Genomic DNA, 21962 nt, shown 5'->3' on the forward strand with positions numbered 1-21962 from the left:
CGGCGGCGGAAGCCGCCATGAAGAGCGATGCATTCGTAAACGAGAAATCAATTCCGCCGACTTCGATCGGCACAATCTTCTGGATCAGGAACTGATGGGTCGGATCGTTAGACACCGCTTGTTCTCTCTATCTTTTAGCCCGCGCGAGACGGGATTATTGCACTGGATCGAACGCTGGAGCGCTCTGCCCTATTTTCCACCATTCTGGCGCTCGGCGGGATCAGGCTTTGCAACCTTCCCCGCAGCCCGCAGAACGTTCAACACGCCGGCACAAAATCCAAGAAGAAGAAGAACAATCAATCCCCAAGGCGCCGTGCCGACAAAACGGTCAAGGAGATAGCCAAGAACGGCGCCGACGACGATTGCGGAGATGAACTCGCTCGAAAGCTTCATCGCCTCGGCATAGCCTTTGCGGCTCGCTTCGGCGCTGGCTTCGATAGCCTCTTCCTTCCCCGCCTCTACGCGCTTGGTTGCGAGCTTCGCTTCCAGTTGCGCACGACGCTTCTCAAGACTTTCCTCGCGGTCATCCGCCATCGCGTTCTCCTCCTCCAGCCGCTGTCCGCGATCCCGCTACCCCGGTTTTCCGGACAACGACCCCAAGGTTTGAGAACCTTTCGGCCCGTTCTGAAGTCGCGCGCAACATAGTTTTAGCAAAAAGCATAGTCAAGGCGTGAGCGGCCGATGTCCAGCCATAAAATAGGCAATAGAAAACATATGCTTAGACCGATCTTGGCGCACATGGCCAAAATCGACCGAAAGAATCCGCTTTTGTGTGTGGCGATGAGACGCGAAATCGCGCCAGGATCCGCTTTTCCGTTAGCTCCAGCCGCCGCCGTAGGTGCGATAGAAGACGTGCAGGCCGATGCGGCCGACCTTCTCCATGGTCTTCGCCCATTTCGGACGAACGTAGACAGCATGATAATGCGTGGCGGAGCCAACCTGCGGGAGCCAGATCTTGCCGGCGGTAACCGCCATCGCAACTTCGCGGGCGATTCTCCAGTGATACTGCGAGTTCACCCGATCCTTGACGTTATCGCAGGCAAAGGAGAACTGGCATCGGTTGCGCCAGTCCTCGTTCTGGTAGACGACGCCGCAGATCGTCTTCGGGTAAGCCGGATTGCGGACGCGATTGAGAATGACCTGGGCAACGGCGGCCTGCCCCTTCACCGTTTCGCCACGCGCTTCGAAATAGATGCCGGATGCCAGGCACTGCTGCTCGGCGGCCGAGAATACCGACGGCGCCAAGATGCTTGCAGCCCAGGCGTGGTCACGCGGACCAATCTGCGGCACGAAGCGGCCGTCGTCGGCCTTGTCGGTCAGAATCGAATCGAACGGTGATTGACGGGAATAATCAGGCGCGGCCGGTGCATACGCCGTCGCCAGCACGTCGGCCTTTGCGTTGGTCACGAGGCCAGCCAGCATGGGCGAGACGCCGCGATCCGGCTTGGGCGGTTCCTTTTTATAGAAGTTGGTCGCGATCTGGATTTCCTTGCCCTTAATCTTCGGCTTCACGAAAGCCGACTTATCCTTCAGGTCAAAGGTGGGCTGAAAGAGCAAGCGCGTTCTGTGGAGGATAGACCCGGCGGAGAAATCCTTTGGCGGCTGCACCTTTTCGACGGCAACGACGCGGCCCTTCTTAGATGGACGATTGACGCGGTCTTCGTCCGGCGTCGCCTCATGTCCCTTGTCCTTCGCCATGAAGGCGATCTTGCGGCCGTCGGGCAGAACCATGCCTGCGCCGGCGGCGATCGTGCCTGTCGCGACAGGATCAGCAAAGGTCAGTTCCACCTGATGGATCGACCCTGCCGGCGAATTGGTCAAAACCATGCGCCAGTTCTCCCGCCCCTGGTCGAGGCCGGCAAGCAGAGCAGCGAGGTCAGCATGGGACGCCATCGTCGGTGACATCAGCCACCCGCAAACGCCGAAGAGCGCGGGTGAACTCCAGTTTTGAAGCAAGAAGCGCAGCTTGCCACGGGAACGGCTATTTCGACGCAACGCGAGACTCCGGCATGAGACGCATGAACATGCCGTTGAAAATGTCTCATTAACCTTGATGCTTGGTTAATGCGGACACCTTCCGGAGACGAAAGCATTAGCGGCAGGAAAAATAAAAGCCCGGCAGATTGCCGGACTTTTAAAGGGCACTTGTTCGGCTAGATAATGACGTGCGAGCCGAGTTCCACCACGCGGTTTGCCGGCAGGCGGAAGTAGTCCGACGGATTTGCTGCGGCATTGGCGAGCGCGATGTAAAGGCGATCCTGCCAATAGGGCATGCCGGACTTCGCATCGGGAACCAGCTTGCGGCGGCCGAGGTAGAAGGAGGTCGACATGATGTCGAACTTCAGGCCCGACTTGCGCAGCGTCGCCAAGGCTTGAGAGACGTTCTGCGATTCCATGAAGCCGAACAGCAGTTCGACGCGCGAGAAGCGCTCAGAAATCTGCTCGACCTTATAGCGATCGGCGCTCGAAACACGCGGCTTGTTGATCGTGCGGATCGTCAGAATCACGTTCTTGTCATGCAAAACGTGGTTGTGCTTCAGATTGTGCAGCAGCGCGGCGGGCGCCGATTCCGGATCGCTGGTCAGGAAGATCGCGGTGCCGGGCACCTGGGCGGGGGAATGGTCGCTCTTGCGTTCGATCGAGCTGACGAAAGATGCCATCGGGATATCGGTATGGCGCGTCTTCTCCATTAGTAGAGCCGAGCCGCGTCGCCAGGTCCACATGATGACGGTGAACACCGTGGCAATCATGATCGGAATGTAGCCACCGTCGTGGATCTTCAGCAGGTTCGCGCCAAGGAAGATGAGTTCAAGACCGACGAGCGGCGCCAACGCGAGCGTTGCCACCAGGATAGACCAGTTCCAGCGAACGCGCACGAACTCGAAGGCCATGATCGAAGTGACGACCATCGCGCCGGTGACCGAGATGCCGTAGGCCGTTGCCAGCGCATCCGACGTCTTGAAGCTGATGACGAGGAAAATGACGCCGAAGAAGAGCACAGCGTTGACGGACGGTACGAAGATCTGTCCCGTATTCGTTTCCGACGTGAAGAGGATTTCCATGCGCGGCAGGAAGCCGAGGTTGATGCCCTGGCGGACGAGCGAGAAGGCACCGGTGATGACTGCCTGGCTGGCAATGATCGTCGCAGCGGTCGCGAGGATGACGACCGGCAGCAGTGCCCATTGCGGATACATCAGGTAGAAAGGATCAGACATCGCCATCGGATTGCCGAGCACGAGAGCGCCCTGCCCCAAATAGTTCAGCGTCAATGCCGGGAAAACCAGCGCGAACCACGCCCACTGAATCGGACGACGACCGAAGTGCCCAAGATCGGCATAAAGCGCTTCCGCGCCTGTCACTGTCAGGAAGACTGCACCAAGCACCACGACGCCGTAAAATCCCTCATGCAGCAGGAAGCTGATCGCATAGTAGGGATTGAAGGCAGCAAGAATGCCGAAGTCATCGGAAATGTGCGAAATGCCCGCGGCGGCCATCACGATGAACCAGAGCGCCGTGATCGGCCCGAAAAACCGCGCGACGGCGCCGGTCCCACGAGACTGGACGGCAAACAGCAGGGCCAGAATGAAGACCGAGATCGGCACGATATAGCTCGTCATGCTTGGCGCCACGAGCTTCAGACCTTCGACGGCCGACAAAACCGACAGCGCCGGCGTGATCATTGCATCGCCGAGGAACAATGCTGCACCGACAAGGCCAAGCAGCATCAACAGCGCTGTATGCCCGTTGGCGGTCTTCATCAGCAACGCCAGCAGGGAGAGCGTGCCGCCTTCGCCTTCGTTGTCAGCGCGCAGCAGGAAGAGCACGTACTTGATGGTGACGATAATGGTCAGAGCCCAGATCATCAGCGAAATAAGGCTGATCACCTCGAAACGCGTGAGGCCGTCGATCGCGACGGGCTTCAATGCTTCGCGGAACGCGTACAGCGGGCTGGTACCGATATCGCCATAGACGACGCCGACGGAGCCCAGCGCAAGATAGAACAGCTTGCGCGGCTTCATTTTTCGTTCGTGTGAATGGCTGCCTTCGTGCATGAAATGAAAACAGGCTCTTCAGAGCCAGCCTTTCCATCGGAAAAAGAAGAAGGGAATGATGGCGGACAACACCATGAGCCCAATCGAATAGGGATATCCGTGGGCAAAGTGCAGTTCCGGCATGAATTCGAAATTCATACCGTAGATGGAGGCGACCAGCGTCGGCGGCAAGAACACCACGGATGCGATCGAAAATATCTTGATGATCGAGTTCTGCTCGATGTTGATCAGGCCGAGCGAGGCGTCGAGCAGGAAGGTGATATTGCCGGCGATGAAGGACGCGTGTTCATTGAGCGACTGGATGTCGCGCGAGACCGTCTTGCAGAGTTCCTTGGTGTCGCGATCCTGCTGAACGGCCGGGACATTGTAGAAAAACGTCATCAGTCGCGAAAGCGACGCGAGGCTGTCACGGATCTTGCTAACGAGGCGATGATGGCCGGCAATGTCCCTAAGCTTTTCTTCCAGATAGTTCGACGGCTTGCGAACTTTTCTGGCGCGGTCGCCAAACACATGCGTCGACAGGATGTCGATACGCGCGACCGACAACTCCAGGATCTCGGCAGTCCGATCGATCACGGTTTCAAAGAGTTTTGCCAGCAGCGCGGCACCACTCCGCCACTGCTGCGGCACGCGGTGAAGAGCGGCAATGAATAGCGAAAAGGACTTTGGTTGCGCGTAGCGAATCGTGATCAACCGCTTGCCAGACAGGATGAACGCAACGTCGGTCAGCGTCGGCGCGTCCGTTTCAACCTTCCAGACGAGAGACGCGGTCATGAACACTGCATCGTTTTCCGTGTAGAGGCGGGCCGACGGCTCGATGTCCTTGAGATCGTCTCGCGTCGGGACCTCAATACCAAGGGTTCTTTCGACGAAAAGTTCCTCCTCGCGCGAAGGCTCGATCATGTCGATCCACATGACATCGTCACGCAACGAACCTTGCGACAGATCGCCGATTTCAACCGACTTGCAATTGGAACAGTATGCAGTGATCACCGGTTGGACCTCCGGCAATCCGGGCATGTCGCGCGCATCGCCCTGCTCATCGAAGGCCCTTCCACGGCGCGCCGATTGCGAGAGCGCGCGGGATGCAAGTTCCCGACCTTAACGAAAGCGATTGACGAAAGTTCATACGACTCCTGGCACATCCGGCACTCCGGATATGCAATATGCTCATCCGCATCGCAGTCACCAATCCTTCGGCCAAGATAACTCCGAACATGCAGGTGACCGGTCCCCATCGGGGCGGCCATCATCGAGCATTCGCAAAAACCGCCTCATGGCGACGGCGCGCCATATGACGGAAAGCTGCGAAAGAATCAAGACATCTTACGTTCACGGCGCCGTTTGACCACATTTCCTCCGCAATTGGGAGTCTAGCGGCGGTGACGCATTCACTCGAAAACAATGGCCGGCGCGGCCCTCTGCGGCTGCCCACCGAGCTGCTGCCAGACCTTAGCGGCGATCTCGCGATAGATGCCGGCAACAATGCCGTTCGGCTCCGTGGCGACAAGTGGCGTTCCGGCGTCCGATGTCTCGCGGATGTTCATCGTCAGCGGCACTTCGCCGAGGAAAGGAACGCCGATGCGTTCCGCTTCCCTGCGAGCGCCGCCATGCCCGAAGATATCATAGCGCGTGCCTGTATCGGGCGCGATAAAATAGCTCATGTTCTCAACGATGCCGAGCACAGGAACCTCGACCTTCTTGAACATGTTCAGCCCCTTGCGGGCATCGACGAGAGCGAGATCCTGCGGGGTCGAAACGATAACGGCGCCGGCGAGCGGCACCTGCTGTGCCATCGTCAGCTGCGCATCGCCGGTTCCAGGCGGCATGTCGACAACAAGCACATCGAGCTCGCCCCAGGCAACCTCACGCAGCATCTGCATCAGCGCCGATTGCACCATCGGACCACGCCAGATCATGGCTGTCTCCTCGTCAACGAGGAAGCCCATCGACATGACCTTGAGCCCATAATTTTCCATCGGATTGATGATGCGACCATCGATCTGGGTGGGACGGCCCGAGATCTTCAGCAGCCGCGGCATCGAGGGGCCATAGATATCAGCATCGAGGATGCCGACACGCAGGCCATTTGCCTGGAGACCGAGCGCAAGATTGACGGCAGTCGTGGATTTACCCACGCCCCCCTTACCCGAGGCGACGGCGATGATCGCGTTGATACCGGGAACGCCAAGCTTGCCTGCGCGCGGCTGCTGTTGCGGCGCGTGAGCATGGCCATGATGGTCATGTCCCGCCTGCGGTTGAGGGCGTGAAACCGGCGCCGAGCCTGAACCGGCCTTCTTGTCTGCCGTCAGCGCAACCAGCGCTCCCTTGACGCCCGGCATCTCCTTGATGACCCGTTCGGCCGCGAGGCGAAGCGGCTCCAGCTCCTTGGCGCTTTCTGCCGGAACAGTGATGGAGAAATAGACCTTGCCGTCCGAAATGAAGACATCAGACACCATGCCGAGCTCGACGATATCGTGTTCGAGATCGGGTCCGCGGACCGTCTTCAGCGTTTCGAGAACCTGTTCCTTGGTGACGCCGGTCATTCCATCCTCACTGCCTATGTTGGCATTCTAGATAGAGGAGCGCCGCGTCTTCGCCAAACAAAATCGGTGATCGAGATGGCAATTGAGAGAAACGAGGTCAACCGGAAGGCCGTTGCGTCCACCAAGTCCGCCGGGCTTTCGCCCTGATGGATGCAAAGGCCTTCCGGGATACCAAAATAAGCTTTGCGAACTAGAGCAAGCGCGGCAAAAGGCCAGCACAAACAGCCCATCGGAAGAGTAAGCGTGGGGAATGCCGTCAGCGGCGTGTCCCAAACGCAACAACCGCCGCCGACGCCCAGGCCCGAGATCGGGTACCGTGGCGTCGGCTGGCGGTGTGCGGTCGCGCCATTTATCCGGCGTCGTTACCAGGTCCCCTCTGGACCGCTGGAAACACGGAAGCAGAAAACGTGCCAATTGGCAAACATTCGCAAAAGCCAATGTTATTCAGTGACACGCTGATCGGCAGTGGCGAAGATTTAGGCGCGAATGCTTGCGAAGCCCACAATTTGCGCAACCGTCACTTTATGAGACCAATCCGCAAGGCTCTGGCAACTGCCTGGGTCCGGTTGACGGTATCGAGTTTCTTCGTCGCGCGATTGAGGTAGTGGTTCACCGTGTGTTCGGACAGATTGAGGATCTCGGCGATCTCAACACTGGTCTTACCGGCGGCAGTCCAGTTCAGACAATCGATCTCGCGATCAGTCAAGGAATCCGTGACCCGCGTGTCATAACCGCGGATCTCCGCCAGCCGATCGAAGACGTGGGTAGAGATATAGTGGAGTTCGCGCATTTCCTCGCCGGTAAATGCCTCACGATCGCCTGAGAATGATACGGCGCCGCGACCGCCGGAGGCCTCGTGAGTGGGGAAGTAGGCGCAACGCATCATGCGAAAGCGTTCAAAGAGGGCCGCAACAAAGCCGGCCTTTCCATCGATTCGCTCCAACTTGACCTGCGACACGTCATTGAAGAACGGCGTGGTCGACGCCCTCAACCGTTTCATGACGGGGCTGTTGGTCACAAGCCCCTCCTGGTCGTAAGCTGCCAGCAGCTCCACCGGCCAGCTTGAGATCACAGTGCTGCTCTGCAGATCGATCGCCGTCGTCGAAGGAAGGTTAAACACCATGAAGGCGCGCGCGCGATAGGCTTCCGTCACTTTCTTCATGAAGCGGAAAATATCAAACTGCGTTTTCAGTCCGGCGATCTCACTAACGTTGACGTCCACGGAAGATTTTGGATGCGATGGGGTCATGTGCTTACTCAACTCGAAAGAATGGAATCCTGTGGAGAAGGCGTCTCGTCCACGTCGTCGCTAATTTGTAGTGCGGGTGACGAATTGCCTGCACATACACCCCAGGACGGGGGATTGACGAACGTCAATTGTGATGATTCGTCAGAAAATCTCAATACTATGCTTTAGTTGAGTCCTGGCCGATCGCAGCCAGTGTTCAACGACGCGGCCCAAGTCCTACGCGCATGGCTTCCATGATCCGTCCAGCCGTCTCCCGGATCGGGGCCGCCCATTCCGATAGGCTTTCCATACCGAGCCGATAGGCCGGACCAGTGACGGAAACGCCGCCGACAAGCGACAGGTTTTCCGACCAGATCGGGGCCGCGATACAGCGGATTCCGACTTCGTGCTCCTCACGGTCGAAGGCATGGCCCACCTTTCGTATCTCCTCAATCTCGCCAAGAAGCGACTTGGCGGTATGCGTGTTGGCGGTGAAGCGATGGAAGGCGATTTCCGCCACCAAAGCCCTAACCCGCTCTTGGGGCAGGATAGACAAGGCAGCCTTGCCTACACCAGTGCAATAGACCGGCGACGCGTTGCCGATCTGCGAGTACATCCTGACGGGCTGCTGCCCTTCGAACTTGTCGAGGTAGATGATCGAGGTGCCGCGAAGCACACCGAGATGGACCGTTTCACCGGTCATATCCTGGAGAGCCTTAAGGTGGGGCTCGGCAATGAGGCGGAATTCGTTGCGTCCCCAACTGCGAGAGGCAAAGTCCAATAGCCTTAAGCCAGGCAAATAGAGGCCGTCCTCATCGATTTCGAGCAGCCCCTCATCCACGAGATGACTGAGCTGGCGGTGAACCGTACCGCGTGGCTGATCGGTGACCGCCAATATGTCGGTGAAGCGCATGGGGCCGTCGGCGTGGCTCACAACATCGAGAAGGACCATCAGCTTGCCCAGGGTGCCCGTGTCGCGCTTCCCGTGCGCACTCTCTTTTGCCGCAGTCATCGTTGCCCCAAATGCCTTGACAGGGACACCAGCGTAATCGGATAATTCCACATAGTCAAATTGAGTTCCAAATAATAGAACAATTGTACGGCCGGGAGGAAATGGTGACGAGTATTGTTGCGCAGTTTCCGGAATTTAGGGATCGAACCGTGCTGATCACCGGAGGCGGGTCCGGCATCGGGGCAGCGATCGTCGAGGGTTTTGCCCGGCAGGGCGCCAAGGTTTCGTTCATCGATATCGCGGAAACGGAAAGTCATGAACTCGTCGAGGGGCTGTCGCGCGACACGCTGCATCCCGTTCGCTTCCACAAGGCGGATTTGCGGGATGTTGCGGAAATCCGCAGGACGGTCGACGCGGTTGTCGCTCATTCGGGCCCGATCAGCGTGCTCGTCAATAATGCCGCGCGTGACGACCGGCACGATTTCGAAACTGTGACTGAGGAATATTGGAACGACAACCAGGCGACCAACCTGCGCCACGTCTTCTTCACCACACAGGCCGTTGCGCCCTCGATGCGTGCTGCTGGCGGCGGCGCGGTGATCAACATGTCGTCGATCGCCTTTCTCCTCAACATGCCGGAATTCCCTGCCTATTCTGCAGCAAAAGCCGGTGTGATCGGGCTGACAAAAAGCCTGGCCGGCCAGCTCGGACCTGATAACATCCGCGTCAATTGTATTCTGCCGGGTATGATCGTGACGGATCGTCAGATGAAACTCTGGCTCACCGAGGAAGGCATCGCTCGGACCGTGCAACGCCAGTGCGTCAAGAAGGTCCTGCACGCCGATGCGATCGTTGGTCCTTGCCTGTTTCTGGCGTCGAGTTGCGCGGCAGCGATCAGCGCACAATCTCTTATTGTCGATGGAGGCATTTTCTGATGGCGGATCCCGCTTATGTCGCGGTGGATTGGGGAACGAGCAGTTTCCGGCTTTGGCTGATCGGCAAGGATGACAGCATCCTTGCCGAAAGTCGCAGCAATGAAGGCATGACGACGGCTGCGAAGACCGGCTTTGCCGAGGTTTTGACCTCGCACCTGGCCAAGGTGAATGCGCCAGGAAATCTTCCGGTCATCATCTGCGGCATGGCAGGTGCAAAGCAGGGATGGGTCGAGGCCGGCTATGTCGACGTGCCGACATCGCTATCTTCTATCCTCACCGGCGCGGTATCCGTTCCCGGCCAGAGCCGCGACGTCCGCATTCTTCCGGGACTTGCCCAGAGGGATCAGGCAAGGCCCGACGTCATGCGTGGCGAGGAAACGCAGCTTCTCGGCGCGCTTGGTCCCGCAAGCACCGGATCACAGGCAGTCTGCATGCCCGGCACGCATTCGAAGTGGGTGCACGTCACGGATGGACGGGTCACCGGCTTCTCCAGCTTCATGACCGGCGAACTCTTCGATGCGATATCCAAGCATACGATCCTGTCGCATGCCGTCGCCGGAGCGGAGCAGACGCCGACAGATAAGCCAGCCTTCGAAAGCGCGATCAAGGTAGCTTACGAACAGCCTGCAATGGCGACCAACCTCTTCTTTACGGCGCGCTCGGGACAATTGCTGCACGGTCTGACGGCCGCAGCCGCACAGGCCAGGATATCGGGCACCCTGATCGGTCTGGAAGTTGCGGGCGCCATGGCGGACGCTGGAACCGGCGTCAGCATTACACTTGTCGCCGCCGGCCGGCTGCAGAACCTTTATGAAACAGCCTTCAACGCACTATCTTTACCCTTTGACACGATCGACGCTGATACAGCTGTCCGTGGTGGGCTTGCTGCCGCCGCCAAAGCTATTTGGCCGAATTAAGAAAGCATCAAAGCGATGAACCGCATCCCCTTCCCCACGATGAAGCGCCCGCTGATTGCCATTCTTCGGGGCATCAAGCCCGAGGAAACCGAAAGCGTGGTCGGTGCGCTGATCGAAAACGGTCTGACAGCCATTGAAATCCCGCTGAACTCGCCCGAGCCGTTTAAGTCGATCGAGATCGCCGCGAAGATGGCACCTGCCGATTGCCTGATCGGTGCCGGAACCGTGCTGACCACAGAGGCCGTCGACAGCCTGCATTCGGCGGGTGGCAAGCTGCTGGTTACGCCGAACGTCGAGCCCGAGGTTATCGTGCTTGCCCGCAATTATGGCATGGTCACCATGCCCGGCGTCTTCACGCCGACGGAAGCGCTGACCGCCGCCCGCGCTGGCGCAACGGGGTTGAAATTTTTCCCGGCCAGCGTTCTGGGGCCGTCCGGCATCACGGCAATCCGCGCAATTCTGCCGGCGGAGCTCGTGATCGCAGCCGTCGGCGGTGTCTCGGACAAGAACTTCGCTGACTACACCAAGGCCGGCATTCATGCCTTCGGCCTCGGCACCAGTCTCTACAAGCCGGGAATGACCGCGGCGGAGGTTGCCGAGCGCGCCAAGGCGACCATTTACGCCTATGATGCAGCGGTAGGAGCTTAAGGCGTATGACGGAAATTCATGAGTTCGCGGGCAGGACACTTTGCAACACCAACTCCGTACTGGGTGAAGGCCCCACCTATGATCCGGACACGAACACGGTCTGGTGGTTCAATATTCTCGGCAAAGAGCTGCACGAGCTGAACCTTTCGACGGAAGAGAAGAAGGTGCATGCGCTGCCGATGATGGCGAGCGTGCTTGCCCGCATCGATGCCGGGCGCCAGCTGCTTGCGACTGAACAGGGCCTCTTTGTCCGCGACACGAAGAGCGGCAATCTGACCTTCTATGCAGCGCTTGAAAGCGACAAGCCGGAAAACCGCTCGAACGACGGCCGCACACATCCATCCGGCGCACTGTGGATCGGCACGATGAGCAAGCGGGCGGAAACCCGCGCAGGCGCTATCTATCATGTCGCCGGCGGTCGAGTGACCAAGATCTTCGAGGGCATCAGCATTCCGAATTCGATCTGCTTCTCGCCGGATGGGACCATCGGATATTTCACTGACACTCGCCTCAGCCGCCTCATGCGGGTGATGGTCGATGCGCAGACCGGCCTTCCGACCGGCGAACCGATTGTCCTCGTGGACACCATGGATGAGCCGGGCGGCATCGATGGCTCGGTTGTCGACGCCGACGGATATATCTGGAATGCGCGTTGGGGTGCCGGCACGGTCGATCGCTACAGCCCGGACGGGCTGCGCATCTCGCGTTACAAGGTGCCTGCGGCCCAGCCCTCCTGCCCCGCCTTCATCGGAAGGAACGGCGACCGCCTCGCAGTCACCACGGCATGGGAAGGACTGGATGACGATGCGCGGTCCATGCAACCACAGGCTGGGTCCCTGCTCGAGCTTGACGTCACGGTGAAGGGAATTTTTGACCCCGTTTATGTGATCTGACGCGAAACCGGGCACAATGCAAAGGGCACCCCCTGGGCGCCCTTTTTGTTTCCATCGGTGGGTTGATTGGTGAGGCCCCTGCAGCATTTGCGATAGAAGTTCCGCGAAATTAGCAATCTTTGCGCGATTTTTTTCGGGAACCAATAGAAATCCCATTCATTTCAATAGGGAACCGGCCAAATGGACGCCCGACCGCGAAGGGACGGCAAAATGGCTAGAGATCACTATTGAACTGAAAAGGTAGGTTCGAAATGACACGCAAACTTCTCACAACCGTTGCCGCTGGTGCCTTGTTTGCCACGGCTTTCGCACCCGCGGCATTCTCACAGAGCACAACCCAGCCGGCTGATCCGAACGCTCCGGCCACACAGGCGGCGCCAGGGGATCCGGCAGCTCCGCCAAAGGTTCCGGATGCAACGGCTCCGGTCCCGGCAGGTGACGCGGCTCAGGCGCCGGCGCCGGCTGAGACGACCGATACCGCGCAGGCGGGCGGCGGCGCGTATCTGACCGAGCAGGCTGCCGACCAGGTGAGTGCGAACACCTATATCGGCCAGTCGGTCTATAATAGTCAGAACGAAAGCATCGGTAGCGTCAACGACCTGATCATGAAGAAGGACGGCGGCTTGGTCGCAGCGATCGTCGGTGTCGGCGGCTTCCTCGGAATCGGCGAGAAGAATGTTGCCGTTCCGATGGATAAGATCACCGTCGCCCAGAACACCCAGGACGGCAGCGTCAAGCTGACCACCTCTGAGACCGCGGAATCGCTGAATGCGGCACCGGAGTTCAAGACGCTTCAGATGCTCGCAGCCGAGAAGGCCCCCGCGCCAGGTGGTACAACAGACACCACGGCCACAGGCTCGACAACGAACAATTAAGATATGCGCAGTGAGGACCGCGGAACCGGTGGCGTCCGAAAGGGCGCCATCGGCGTTTCAGGCGCTGACGCGATCCGACGTATCGTAGTAATTCTCGTGCAGGAACCGCAGCGTCGCGATGCCATCGGCGGGCTTGCCGAAGTGATAGCCCTGCCCCATGCCGCAGCCGAGCGAGCGCAGCTTGACTGCTTCCGAATAATCCTCGATCCCTTCCGCGACCACTTCCAGATCAAGCCCCTCGCACATCGTGAGGATCGCCTTGATGATGTGCTCGGAAGCGCGGTCGGAGTTGATCCGCGACACAAAGGCGCGATCGATCTTGATCTTGTCGAACATGAAATCACGCAGGCGACCGAGGCTCGACTGGCCGGTCCCGAAATCATCCAGCGAGATGCGCACACCTGCCTGGCGCAGATCGGCGATGATCCGATTTGCCGTATCGGCCGAGCCCATCATCGCAGTTTCGGTGATCTCCAGTTCGAGCCGGTGCGGGTCGAAACCGACCCGGCCGAGGATCGACAGGATACTGCTGCTCGTGCCCGGATCCATCAACTGCGCCGAGGAGAGATTGAAGGAGAGGAAGAGTTCGCGCGGCCAGGAAAGTGCCGCTTCCGCCGCCTTGCGCAGCAACGCCTCAGACAACGCGTCAATAAAACCGCGTTCTTCAGCAAGCGGCACGAAAACGCCCGGTGAAACGAAGCCCAGATCCGGATCGTTCCATCGCGCCAAAGCTTCGAAGCCCACGACCTGGCTGTTGGCGAGTGCGACGATCGGCTGAAAATGCACGTCGATCGCGTCGGAGATGATGGCGTTGCGCAACGCCTGTTCCAATTGCGTCGCGCGCTTCATTTCCTGGGCGATCTCGCGGGAATAGACGGTGATCTGGCCACGGCCGCGCCGCTTTGACCGGTAGAGTGCGGTCTCAGCGCTTTTCAGCAGTTCCTCGAACTCCTCGCCAGCAAATGGATAGATCGAAAAGCCGAAGGATGCCGACAACCTCACATTGCGATCGCCGAGATCGTAGGGCGCCGACAGCACCTCGCGGATCATCTGGCCGAATTTCTCGGCGCTGGCCCGCTCGAATACCAGCGGCAGGACAAAGGCAAATTCGTCGCCGTCATGACGCGTGACCAAGGCGCCATCCGGAATGCAGGCCTTCAGCCGATGGGCGACCTGGCAGAGAATCTCGTCGCCCGCCGATGAGCCGAAGAGATCGTTGATCGGTTTGAAGGAATCGAGATTGGCGATGCCGACCGTAAATGGTGCAGGATCACCCGCGCGTTCCGCGGCGATCTGGGCAATCCGGTCGCGCATGCGGTAGCGGTTGCCGAGGCCGGTCAGCAGATCGGTATAGGCCATCGTCTGAAGTTCATTCTGACTTACAGGCACCAAAGGCATTTCAGCCGACATCATCATTCAGACCCAGACTGCACCAATGCGGGAAAGGATGGCGGGCAAGTCTTAAGAATTCGATAGTGGATCGGCCGCGTTGAAACCGTGTTCTGTCCCAAGATTTAGGGAGTTGACGAGCTTTGTTCGTCACATGCTGGCCCGTTGGAGATCCCCCGCAAGGTACTTCTGAAAGATCCCCTGAAGAATATCGGGGCTCACCGGCTTCATGATCACATCGTCCATTCCGGCCTTTGCGCACTCAGCTCGATCACGCTCGAAGGCCTGAGTAAGAACGCCGATAATCGGCGTTCTTGAGCTGCCGTCTTCCTCTGTCTGGCGGATCAACCGCGCCGCTTCGAAACCATTGAAGCCTGGCAGCGATATGTCCATCAGGATGATTTTCGGCTGATGCTCGGTCCACAAACGAACCGCTTCATCGCCGCTTGGAGCGATCAGGTAGCGATAGCCGAGACCTTCGAGAATCTGCGAGAAGACGATCTGGTTGATGTCGTTGTCTTCGGCAACGAGCACGTCGAGCGTGCTCATCTCCTCGACGGTGGTGATTTCCCAATCGGTGTCGATGCCTTCGGCGATTTGGCCCCGATTGCTACGGTTGAAATGCCGAGCGATCTGGAAGGTGAGCTCATTGGCGAGCTGGAAGCCGTCCATCACCAGCGCCGGGATGCCATACTGCTCGGCAAGCTCAAGGCAGCGCATGCCAAGCTGATTGTCGATCACAAGCAGGTCAAGCGAGATGCCGGAAGAGCTCGCGATCTCCAGGAAGTGCTCTTCCTCATCCTCACCGCGGACCGAGCAAGCCTCGAAGCCATATTTGGCGAGGGTCCGCAAGGCCGCTGCTTCGGCCACCACGTCCGACGTCACCACCAGGACTTTCCGACCCGAGAAGTTCTCCGGGACGATCGCCTCCATCGCGGCCGGTTCGCGGCGCTCGCCGCTGCCGCCCATGGGAACGTAGGCGCGCCGATAGGAATTCTTGCTCGATGTTGTGACCGTCGACGCAAACCGGAATTCATCGAGGTCGGCGCCGTCCCGCGGCAGGTCCTGCATCGTCGAGACGAGAAAATAGCGCCCGGGCTTGCCGATGCGGTGCTTGCGCGCGACGATGTCGCGTTCCGCGCCGTCGCGGGAGACCTGCCGCTGGCGGGAGATCGACATTTCGCCGGTCTCCAGTACATGACGGTCACTTTCCTCGAAGCGCTGGGCAACCTCCTTGGAGAACAGGTCTCCGCTCTTGCGGCCGAGCACTTCATCGACCGTCGTCTGGTATTTTTCGCAAAAGGCGATGTTCACGGCGACGTAGTTCAGATTGCGGTCCTTGACGAAGAGCGGGAACGGCAGGTTGTCGAGGATATCCTCGGTGAGCTGCACGCGTTCCAGATCGGAGCGCCACTGTTCCTCACGCTTCTTGTCCTCGGAGATGTCCTGGATGACGCAGACGCCATAGCCGCTCGCGAGGCGACGCTTGCCGAACCGAATCCAGCGGTCCGTACCGTGCCGCTCGACCGCTTCGAAGCGTTCGCGCCAATGCGAGGCGATTTTCTGGGACAACCAATCCTCACGGCTCATCGCGCCTTGGTAGCTTGCCGACTGCGTGCCGATGCCGGTGTCGTAAATCGCGCCCAGGAAGTCTCGCAACCGAGTGCCGGGCTTGAGCATGGTCTCCGATATCGGAAAGAAATCGAGAACCTGGTGGCTCGCAAAGATCATGTGATCGGTCTTGTTGTAGACGATGAACGCGGCGCCTAGACTCTCGCATACCGCGTCAAACAGCGTCGTCTGCAGGCTGGTGTCAGCCGACATTTCGCTACTCACAGATGATGTGTCCGCTTTTTCGAAGCCGGCACTCATTCCTACGCGTCCCACATCTGTCCGATTAAAACCCAGTCCTCGGAAGTAAGTCGCAAAATGGCACCTTTGTCTTAAGGCGCGCTTAACGTTAAGCAACCGGAATTGGAGCGTGCAGAACGGTGATCGGCCAGCGCTTTGGCACTTCCCTCCGCTCCACGAATCCAAGAGAATAGGCGCATGGCCATCAGACAGCTTTCAGAAACCCTCATCAACCAGATCGCGGCCGGCGAAGTCATCGAACGGCCGGCCAGTGCCGCCAAGGAGTTGATCGAGAACGCCCTTGACGCAGGGGCGACTCGCATCGAGGTGGCGACATCGGGCGGCGGAAAGAGCCTGCTGCGGGTTTCCGACAATGGCTCGGGCATGGATGTTGCCGATCTGGAGCTCGCCGTACGCCGCCATTGCACCTCCAAGATCACCAATACGCTGGACGACATTCGCACGCTCGGCTTTCGCGGCGAGGCGCTGCCATCGATCGGATCGGTAGCGCGGCTCAGCATTTCCAGCCGCCGTCGGGACGGCGCCGGTGGCAACGAAATCACCGTCGAGGGTGGCAGAATTACGCATCTTCGCCCGTCACCCGGCAATCCGGGCACGATCGTCGAGGTTCGCGATCTCTTCTTCGCGACCCCCGCCCGCCTGAAATTCCTCAAGACGGAGAAGGCCGAGGCTGCGGCGATCACTGAGGTCGTCAAGCGCATGGCGATTGCGTTTCCCGGGGTGCGCTTCGTGCTCTCCGGGACTGACCGCACGACACTGGAATTGCCGGCGACGGGCGACGACCATCTGGCGCGCATGGCGCAGATCCTCGGCAAGGACTTCCGCGACAACGCCATCGAAATCGATGCCGAGCGGGAAGGCGTATCGCTGACAGGCTTTACCGGCGTGCCGACGTTCAATCGTGGCAACTCGGCCCATCAGTACGCCTTCGTCAACGGCCGCCCGGTGCAGGACAAGCTCATCCTCTCGGCAATCCGCGGCGCCTATGCCGAGACGATCCCTGCCGGGCGCTATCCGGTTGCGGTGCTGTCGATCAGGCTCGATCCAGTCCTTGTCGATGTCAACGTGCACCCGGCCAAATCAGACGTGCGGTTCCGGGACCCGCAACTGGTGCGCGGCCTGATCGTCGGGGCCGTACGCGAGGCGCTGGCGCGCGATGGCAGCCGCGCAGCGACAACCGGCGCAGACGGGATGCTGCGCTCCTTCCGGCCCGGCTTCCAGCCTAGCGCCCAGCGGCCGCAACAGCCCTGGTCGGCGGCGACATCGCCGTCGCGCCCGTTTTACCAGGCCGCAAACAGCGGCTTCGGGGAGCGGCCGCAAGCTTCCTTCGACGGGCTTGTGACGCCGACAGCGCGCAACGACGCCGCGTCGTCCCCGAGAATGCCGGTGGTGCCAGAAGAGCCGCCGCAGCTCTATCCGCTTGGTGCGGCCCGGGCGCAGATCCACGAAAACTACATCGTCGCACAGACGGATGACGGCTTGGTCATCGTCGACCAGCACGCCGCACACGAACGCCTCGTGTTCGAGGCGATGCGCAAGGCGCTGCATTCCAAGCGGCTGGCCTCGCAGGTGCTTCTTATTCCCGAGATCGTCGACCTGCCTGAAGAGGACTGCGACCGGCTGATGCAGTTTGCGGCGGATCTCGGCGAGCTGGGACTGGCGATTGAACGCTTCGGGCCGGGCGCCATCGCGGTGCGCGAGACACCTGCCATGCTTGGAGAGGTGGATGCCACGGGGCTCATTCGGCAGCTGGCGGACGAGATCGCCGAATGGGATACGGCCTCCGGCCTGTCGGCCAAGCTCGAATATGTGGCGGCGACCATGGCCTGCCACGGATCCGTGCGCTCAGGACGGCGGCTGCGCCCGGAAGAAATGAACGCGCTTCTGCGCCAGATGGAAGTGACCCCCGGTTCCGGACAGTGTAACCACGGACGCCCGACCTATATTGAGCTCAAGCTTTCGGACATCGAACGGTTGTTCGGCCGCAGTTGAAAAAGCTGGAAAAGGCCGCGGCGGCACGTTATGGCAGGGATATGACAAGCCTGTAAGGAAACGGAGCGCATGAATTTGTTCGAAGGAAATGGAAACCGCGAAGCGCAGATACGCTATCTCGATGCGGATTTTCAGATCCTGTCGCCGGGCTCCTACGTCGTCTGCGCGATTACCGGCAGGCAGATCCCGCTCGATGAACTGCGCTACTGGAGCGTCGCGCGCCAAGAGCCCTATGCCGACGCCGTGGCTTCGCTGGAGGCAGACAAGCGCGCCGGCGTGTTGCCCAACCAGAAGCGCTAGCGCGGCTGCAGATTCGCTCACCGCGCTTTCGAGAGACATACCGTTTAGGTCTTCCGCCCTTCCCTCAGGCGCCGGTCGCGACAGGCATTGATCGCGCGGTCGATGATAAGCCTTGGCGCCAGCGTGTCAGCGAAAGCCATCTCCACCTCGATCACCCGGCACTTTGCCGCGAGCTCTTCGGCTTTGCCATGGTGGCCGGCAAGACGGACGAAATCCTTGGAAGTCGTAACGATCTGAAGGCCGTCGCGCTCTGCCGTCGTTAGAATGTCGTCTATCTCGTCATCGGTCAGATGCTCGTGATCGCCGAACGAGCGGCGAGCGGCGATGTTCGCCCCGACGGATTCGACCGTCCGGAAGAATTTCGACGGATCGGCAATGCCCGCGAAGGCCAGCACATTACTGCCCGCAAGATCGACGCTATCGCACACCTTGAGCGAGGCTGTGAAATAGGGCTTGGCGGCACGCGCGGCGATCCGAACAATGCTGTCAGCGGCCTCTCCCGCGCCAACCTTCAGAAGCGCCGTGGCATAGCGCAACTGCTGGCGGATCGGCGCGCGCACGGGACCGCCCGGAACGATGTGGCCGTTGCCCAATCCGCGCGTGGCATCGATAACCAACAATGCATAGTCGATCGCCAGCCGCGCGCTCTGGAAGCCATCATCCATGATGATCAGGTCCGCGCCCTCCTTGACGAGGCGCTGGGCGCCTTCGACGCGGCGGCGGGAGATCACGGTCAGGGCCTCGCGGGCGAGAAGAAGAGGTTCGTCACCAACCGCAAGGGCACGGTGATGAGCCGGATCGACGACCGTCGTGACATCGAGCGAGCCACCATAGCCGCGGCTCAGGAAACCCGGCTTCAGGCCCTTCGCCTTCGCCGCGCGGGCGATGGTCAGCGCCGTCGGCGTCTTGCCCGCGCCACCGACCGTGAAATTGCCGACGCAGATGACGGGCACCGGAACCGAGGCGCGCTTGGCATTGGCCATGCGATACCCGGCGATGCGCCCGTACAGGAAGGAAATCGGATAGAGCGTCCAGGCACGCCAATCGGCTTTCGACCACCAGAAGGGTGGCGCTTCGGATACCATTTTCCCCGCCCTGCCTTTCGGACCCCGAGCGTCATGCTGACGGGTTATGTCCTCGACCGGGCGAAAAGAAAGGGTAATTTTCAAGAAAAAGCAAGCCCTTGGTCAATCAGGCAAGCTGAAGGTCGGGCAGCAGCCCCTCGAGCTCGGTGATGTCGTTCAGGCAGTAGTCCGATGCGGCGGAGAGCGATTCGCGCGATCCCGTGCCTGTGAGCACAGCCACGGTGACGCCGACCTTGGCGTTGCGGCCCATATGCAGATCATGGTTGTTGTCGCCAACGACGGCGACCTCGGAGGGATCGAGGCCGGTCGCGGCGCAGAAGCCAAGCACCATTCCCGGTTCCGGCTTGGTGCCGAAGCCGCTGTCATAGCCGGCCACGTAGTCGATGAACGGCGCAAAGCCGAAACGCTGGGCCGTCTGTCTGATCGAACGCTCATTGTCGCTTGATGCGACGCCGAGGCGAAAGCCGCGCCCATGCAGGCGACCGAAAAAAGCTGCAAGATCGGTGACTGCGACGGAAAAGTCGGCGGCATGCGAAAAGAGTTCGTCCAGCTTGATCGTCAGCTCGATTACGTCGAGCTTCGAGCCCGCGGCGATCAGCCCTTCCGAAATCTGGCGCGTGTTTCCGGCGGCAAGCAGGCTATCGGGAACGATGTGGCCGGTGAGCGGATCCATGCCGCAAGCTAGAAGCAGCCGGTCCGCAAGTTCCAGATCGCCCTCTGAAGCGATGCGGGCCAGTTCGCGGTTCACCGGCAGCCAGCTCTCGTCATAATCGAGAAGCGTACCGTCCTTATCGAAGAGTATTCCCTTGACCGCCTTCATATCCTGCCCTCAGCGCTGCACAGCCGCCTTCGGCAGCAGTCTCGCCTTCACCGTCAGCGGATTGATATAGGGCTCCAAGCCCTTGACCGTCGCCGTCAGCGCGCCACGCATTTCTTGCACGGCGCCGATCCCGGCCTCGATCATGTTGCGGCGTGCGCCGTCGTTGGTGAGCAAATAATGGACGCCCTTGGCGAGCATCTCCGTGTCGCGGACCATGCGCGCGCTGCCTCGCCGCGCCAGCTTCTGATAGGCTTCTCGGAAATTCTGCACATTGCTGCCCGACAGCACCGCGCAACCCAGCATCGCCGGCTCCAGCGGATTTTGCCCGCCCTCGGCAAACAGCGAGCGTCCAACGAAGGCGACCTCGGTCAAGCGCAGGTAGAGGCCCATTTCGCCGATCGTGTCTCCGAGAAAAACATCTACGTCAGGGGTGAGCACGTCATCGCGCGTGCGGCGGGCCACCTTGAGACCCAGCTTGACGAGCTCAGCCTCCACCTCATCGGCGCGTTCCGGATGGCGAGGGACGATGATCGTCAACTGCCCGTTTCGCTCCTTCAGCGCGCGATGGACGATGCCCGCTGCCTTTTCCTCGCCGTCGAAGGTGGAGATTGCCGCCCAGGTCTTGCGGTCGCCGAGCTGCTTCTTATAACCGGCAAACACTGCGGCATCATAAGGCGGAGCGTCGGTATCGACCTTGAGATTGCCGGACATCATGACGTGGCGCGCGCCGAGATCGCGGAAGCGCTCCGCGTCGACATCCGACTGCGCAATCACCAGCGCCAGGTTTTCGAACAGGGCCTCGGCAAGTGCCGGGCGTCGGCTCCATCGCTCGAAGGAGCGATCAGACATACGGGCGTTGACGAGTATCTGCGGGATGCGACGCCGGCCGAGCTCCATCAAGGTCGCCGGCCAGATTTCGGATTCGGCGATCAACGCACAGTCCGGCTGCCAGTATTCGAGGAAGCGGCTAACGGCCGGCTTCAGGTCGAGCGGCACATACTGGTGGATCGCTTCATTGCCGATACGCTCAGCGGCCAGCTTGGCGGAGGTGATCGTTCCGGTCGTCAGGATGACGTGGACGTCGCGACGGCGAATTTCGCGGATCAGCGGAATGACCGCGTTGGTTTCACCGACACTCGCGGCATGAAACCAGACCAGCGGTCCGGCCGGGCGGTCGGCGCTCGCATAGCCCGAGCGCTCCAAACGGCGGGCACGGTCTTCCTTGCCCTTGGCCGCCCGATAGGCGAGATATCCACCGACGAACGGAGTCAGCAACGTCCCTGTTGCCTGATAGGCGCCCAGCGCGAACCGCGCCATGCGACCGCTCATCTGCCAATTCTCCGATCGCAAATGATCGACATCAACCCATTCCCAATTATTGTTGCGGCCGCAATGGCCGATCAGTTTGTCCAGAATGCGTCAGGCAGTCAGTTCGCGGTCACACCAGCCGCCACCGCG

19 protein-coding genes and 1 pseudogene are annotated in these 21962 nt (G+C 60.1%); 7 read left to right on the forward strand and 13 right to left on the reverse strand.

Going from position 1 to position 21962, the window contains the following annotated elements; genetic code table 11:
- From PMI09_RS31435 to PMI09_RS20950, 8 genes and pseudogenes are all read right to left on the reverse strand, one after another.
- Positions 1 to 115 (reverse strand): annotated as a pseudogene (locus PMI09_RS31435) (F0F1 ATP synthase subunit A); the annotation flags it as partial.
- Positions 116 to 189: 74 nt separating this feature from the next.
- On the reverse strand, positions 190 to 534 hold the full coding sequence (locus tag PMI09_RS20920) for an AtpZ/AtpI family protein (RefSeq protein WP_007799129.1): 345 nt from the start codon (positions 532 to 534) through the stop codon (positions 190 to 192).
- A gap of 282 nt (positions 535 to 816) precedes the next feature.
- Complete coding sequence (locus tag PMI09_RS20925; protein WP_007799130.1) at positions 817 to 1995, reverse strand: cell wall hydrolase; 1179 nt, start codon at positions 1993 to 1995, stop codon at positions 817 to 819.
- A 158-nt stretch (positions 1996 to 2153) separates the two neighbouring features.
- On the reverse strand, positions 2154 to 4052 hold the full coding sequence (locus PMI09_RS20930; protein ID WP_037083674.1) for a potassium transporter Kup: 1899 nt from the start codon (positions 4050 to 4052) through the stop codon (positions 2154 to 2156).
- An 18-nt stretch (positions 4053 to 4070) separates the two neighbouring features.
- Positions 4071 to 5045, reverse strand: a complete 975-nt coding sequence (locus PMI09_RS20935; RefSeq protein WP_007799133.1) for a magnesium transporter CorA family protein — start codon at positions 5043 to 5045, stop codon at positions 4071 to 4073.
- Positions 5046 to 5443: 398 nt separating this feature from the next.
- Positions 5444 to 6598, reverse strand: coding sequence for an iron-sulfur cluster carrier protein ApbC (gene apbC, locus PMI09_RS20940; RefSeq protein ID WP_007799137.1), 1155 nt, complete (start codon positions 6596 to 6598; stop codon positions 5444 to 5446).
- Between the two features lie 517 nt (positions 6599 to 7115).
- Positions 7116 to 7847: a helix-turn-helix transcriptional regulator gene (locus tag PMI09_RS20945; protein WP_007799139.1), complete on the reverse strand. Its 732-nt coding sequence runs from the start codon at positions 7845 to 7847 to the stop codon at positions 7116 to 7118.
- A gap of 196 nt (positions 7848 to 8043) precedes the next feature.
- The gene (locus PMI09_RS20950; protein WP_007799150.1) at positions 8044 to 8838 is read right to left on the reverse strand and encodes an IclR family transcriptional regulator; all 795 of its coding nucleotides are present in this window, start codon (positions 8836 to 8838) and stop codon (positions 8044 to 8046) included.
- 101 nt (positions 8839 to 8939) lie between these two features.
- On the opposite strand from PMI09_RS20950, the gene PMI09_RS20955 reads away from it, so the two are divergent.
- The 5 genes from PMI09_RS20955 to PMI09_RS20975 all read left to right on the forward strand — a co-directional run bounded on the left by PMI09_RS20955 (position 8940) and on the right by PMI09_RS20975 (position 13046).
- The gene (locus PMI09_RS20955) at positions 8940 to 9713 is read left to right on the forward strand and encodes an SDR family NAD(P)-dependent oxidoreductase (RefSeq protein WP_210294050.1); all 774 of its coding nucleotides are present in this window, start codon (positions 8940 to 8942) and stop codon (positions 9711 to 9713) included.
- Positions 9713 to 10630, forward strand: coding sequence for a 2-dehydro-3-deoxygalactonokinase (locus PMI09_RS20960; RefSeq protein ID WP_007799154.1), 918 nt, complete (start codon positions 9713 to 9715; stop codon positions 10628 to 10630). Before PMI09_RS20955 ends, PMI09_RS20960 begins: the two co-directional genes overlap by 1 nt.
- 15 nt (positions 10631 to 10645) lie before the next feature.
- The gene (locus PMI09_RS20965) at positions 10646 to 11278 is read left to right on the forward strand and encodes a 2-dehydro-3-deoxy-6-phosphogalactonate aldolase (protein ID WP_007799156.1); all 633 of its coding nucleotides are present in this window, start codon (positions 10646 to 10648) and stop codon (positions 11276 to 11278) included.
- A 5-nt stretch (positions 11279 to 11283) separates the two neighbouring features.
- Positions 11284 to 12171, forward strand: a complete 888-nt coding sequence (locus PMI09_RS20970) for an SMP-30/gluconolactonase/LRE family protein (RefSeq protein ID WP_007799158.1) — start codon at positions 11284 to 11286, stop codon at positions 12169 to 12171.
- Positions 12172 to 12422: 251 nt separating this feature from the next.
- Complete coding sequence (locus tag PMI09_RS20975) at positions 12423 to 13046, forward strand: PRC-barrel domain-containing protein (RefSeq protein ID WP_007799160.1); 624 nt, start codon at positions 12423 to 12425, stop codon at positions 13044 to 13046.
- A 57-nt stretch (positions 13047 to 13103) separates the two neighbouring features.
- On the opposite strand, the gene PMI09_RS20980 is transcribed toward PMI09_RS20975, so the two are convergent.
- Positions 13104 to 14462, reverse strand: a complete 1359-nt coding sequence (locus tag PMI09_RS20980; protein ID WP_007799162.1) for a putative bifunctional diguanylate cyclase/phosphodiesterase — start codon at positions 14460 to 14462, stop codon at positions 13104 to 13106.
- Positions 14463 to 14585: 123 nt separating this feature from the next.
- Positions 14586 to 16307 (reverse strand): response regulator, encoded by a 1722-nt coding sequence (locus PMI09_RS20985; protein ID WP_007799164.1) that lies wholly within the window; start codon positions 16305 to 16307, stop codon positions 14586 to 14588.
- Positions 16308 to 16484: 177 nt separating this feature from the next.
- On the opposite strand from PMI09_RS20985, the gene mutL reads away from it, so the two are divergent.
- Positions 16485 to 18299, forward strand: a complete 1815-nt coding sequence (gene mutL, locus PMI09_RS20990; protein WP_007799167.1) for a DNA mismatch repair endonuclease MutL — start codon at positions 16485 to 16487, stop codon at positions 18297 to 18299.
- A 69-nt stretch (positions 18300 to 18368) separates the two neighbouring features.
- Positions 18369 to 18599 (forward strand): DUF2093 domain-containing protein, encoded by a 231-nt coding sequence (locus PMI09_RS20995; protein ID WP_007799169.1) that lies wholly within the window; start codon positions 18369 to 18371, stop codon positions 18597 to 18599.
- 44 nt (positions 18600 to 18643) lie between these two features.
- Here the strand turns inward: PMI09_RS20995 and lpxK are convergent, their stop codons facing one another.
- From lpxK to waaA, 3 genes are all read right to left on the reverse strand, one after another.
- Positions 18644 to 19684 (reverse strand): tetraacyldisaccharide 4'-kinase, encoded by a 1041-nt coding sequence (lpxK, locus tag PMI09_RS21000; RefSeq protein ID WP_007799171.1) that lies wholly within the window; start codon positions 19682 to 19684, stop codon positions 18644 to 18646.
- A 106-nt stretch (positions 19685 to 19790) separates the two neighbouring features.
- Positions 19791 to 20504, reverse strand: coding sequence for an HAD family hydrolase (locus tag PMI09_RS21005; RefSeq protein ID WP_007799173.1), 714 nt, complete (start codon positions 20502 to 20504; stop codon positions 19791 to 19793).
- Between the two features lie 9 nt (positions 20505 to 20513).
- The gene (gene waaA / locus PMI09_RS21010; protein WP_007799175.1) at positions 20514 to 21833 is read right to left on the reverse strand and encodes a lipid IV(A) 3-deoxy-D-manno-octulosonic acid transferase; all 1320 of its coding nucleotides are present in this window, start codon (positions 21831 to 21833) and stop codon (positions 20514 to 20516) included.
- Positions 21834 to 21962 lie beyond the last annotated feature (129 nt).

Origin of the sequence: Rhizobium sp. CF122, from assembly GCF_000282035.1 — a bacterium.
Classification (GTDB): Bacteria; Pseudomonadota; Alphaproteobacteria; order Rhizobiales; family Rhizobiaceae; genus Rhizobium.

What these genes read in the sequence shown, in the direction of transcription:
- PMI09_RS20950 (WP_007799150.1), bottom strand. Translation starts at nt 8,838, where the DNA reads ATGACTGCGGCAAAAGAGAGTGCGCACGGGAAGCGCGACACGGGCACC.
- PMI09_RS20965 (WP_007799156.1), top strand. Translation starts at nt 10,646, where the DNA reads ATGAACCGCATCCCCTTCCCCACGATGAAGCGCCCGCTGATTGCCATT.
- PMI09_RS20995 (WP_007799169.1), top strand. Translation starts at nt 18,369, where the DNA reads ATGAATTTGTTCGAAGGAAATGGAAACCGCGAAGCGCAGATACGCTAT.
- waaA (WP_007799175.1), bottom strand. Translation starts at nt 21,833, where the DNA reads ATGAGCGGTCGCATGGCGCGGTTCGCGCTGGGCGCCTATCAGGCAACA.
- apbC (WP_007799137.1), bottom strand. Translation starts at nt 6,598, where the DNA reads ATGACCGGCGTCACCAAGGAACAGGTTCTCGAAACGCTGAAGACGGTC.
- PMI09_RS20975 (WP_007799160.1), top strand. Translation starts at nt 12,423, where the DNA reads ATGACACGCAAACTTCTCACAACCGTTGCCGCTGGTGCCTTGTTTGCC.
- PMI09_RS20920 (WP_007799129.1), bottom strand. Translation starts at nt 534, where the DNA reads ATGGCGGATGACCGCGAGGAAAGTCTTGAGAAGCGTCGTGCGCAACTG.
- PMI09_RS20970 (WP_007799158.1), top strand. Translation starts at nt 11,284, where the DNA reads ATGACGGAAATTCATGAGTTCGCGGGCAGGACACTTTGCAACACCAAC.
- PMI09_RS20955 (WP_210294050.1), top strand. Translation starts at nt 8,940, where the DNA reads ATGGTGACGAGTATTGTTGCGCAGTTTCCGGAATTTAGGGATCGAACC.
- PMI09_RS20980 (WP_007799162.1), bottom strand. Translation starts at nt 14,462, where the DNA reads ATGATGATGTCGGCTGAAATGCCTTTGGTGCCTGTAAGTCAGAATGAA.
- PMI09_RS20960 (WP_007799154.1), top strand. Translation starts at nt 9,713, where the DNA reads ATGGCGGATCCCGCTTATGTCGCGGTGGATTGGGGAACGAGCAGTTTC.
- lpxK (WP_007799171.1), bottom strand. Translation starts at nt 19,684, where the DNA reads ATGGTATCCGAAGCGCCACCCTTCTGGTGGTCGAAAGCCGATTGGCGT.
- PMI09_RS20945 (WP_007799139.1), bottom strand. Translation starts at nt 7,847, where the DNA reads ATGACCCCATCGCATCCAAAATCTTCCGTGGACGTCAACGTTAGTGAG.
- PMI09_RS21005 (WP_007799173.1), bottom strand. Translation starts at nt 20,504, where the DNA reads ATGAAGGCGGTCAAGGGAATACTCTTCGATAAGGACGGTACGCTTCTC.
- PMI09_RS20930 (WP_037083674.1), bottom strand. Translation starts at nt 4,052, where the DNA reads ATGCACGAAGGCAGCCATTCACACGAACGAAAAATGAAGCCGCGCAAG.
- PMI09_RS20985 (WP_007799164.1), bottom strand. Translation starts at nt 16,307, where the DNA reads ATGAGTGCCGGCTTCGAAAAAGCGGACACATCATCTGTGAGTAGCGAA.
- mutL (WP_007799167.1), top strand. Translation starts at nt 16,485, where the DNA reads ATGGCCATCAGACAGCTTTCAGAAACCCTCATCAACCAGATCGCGGCC.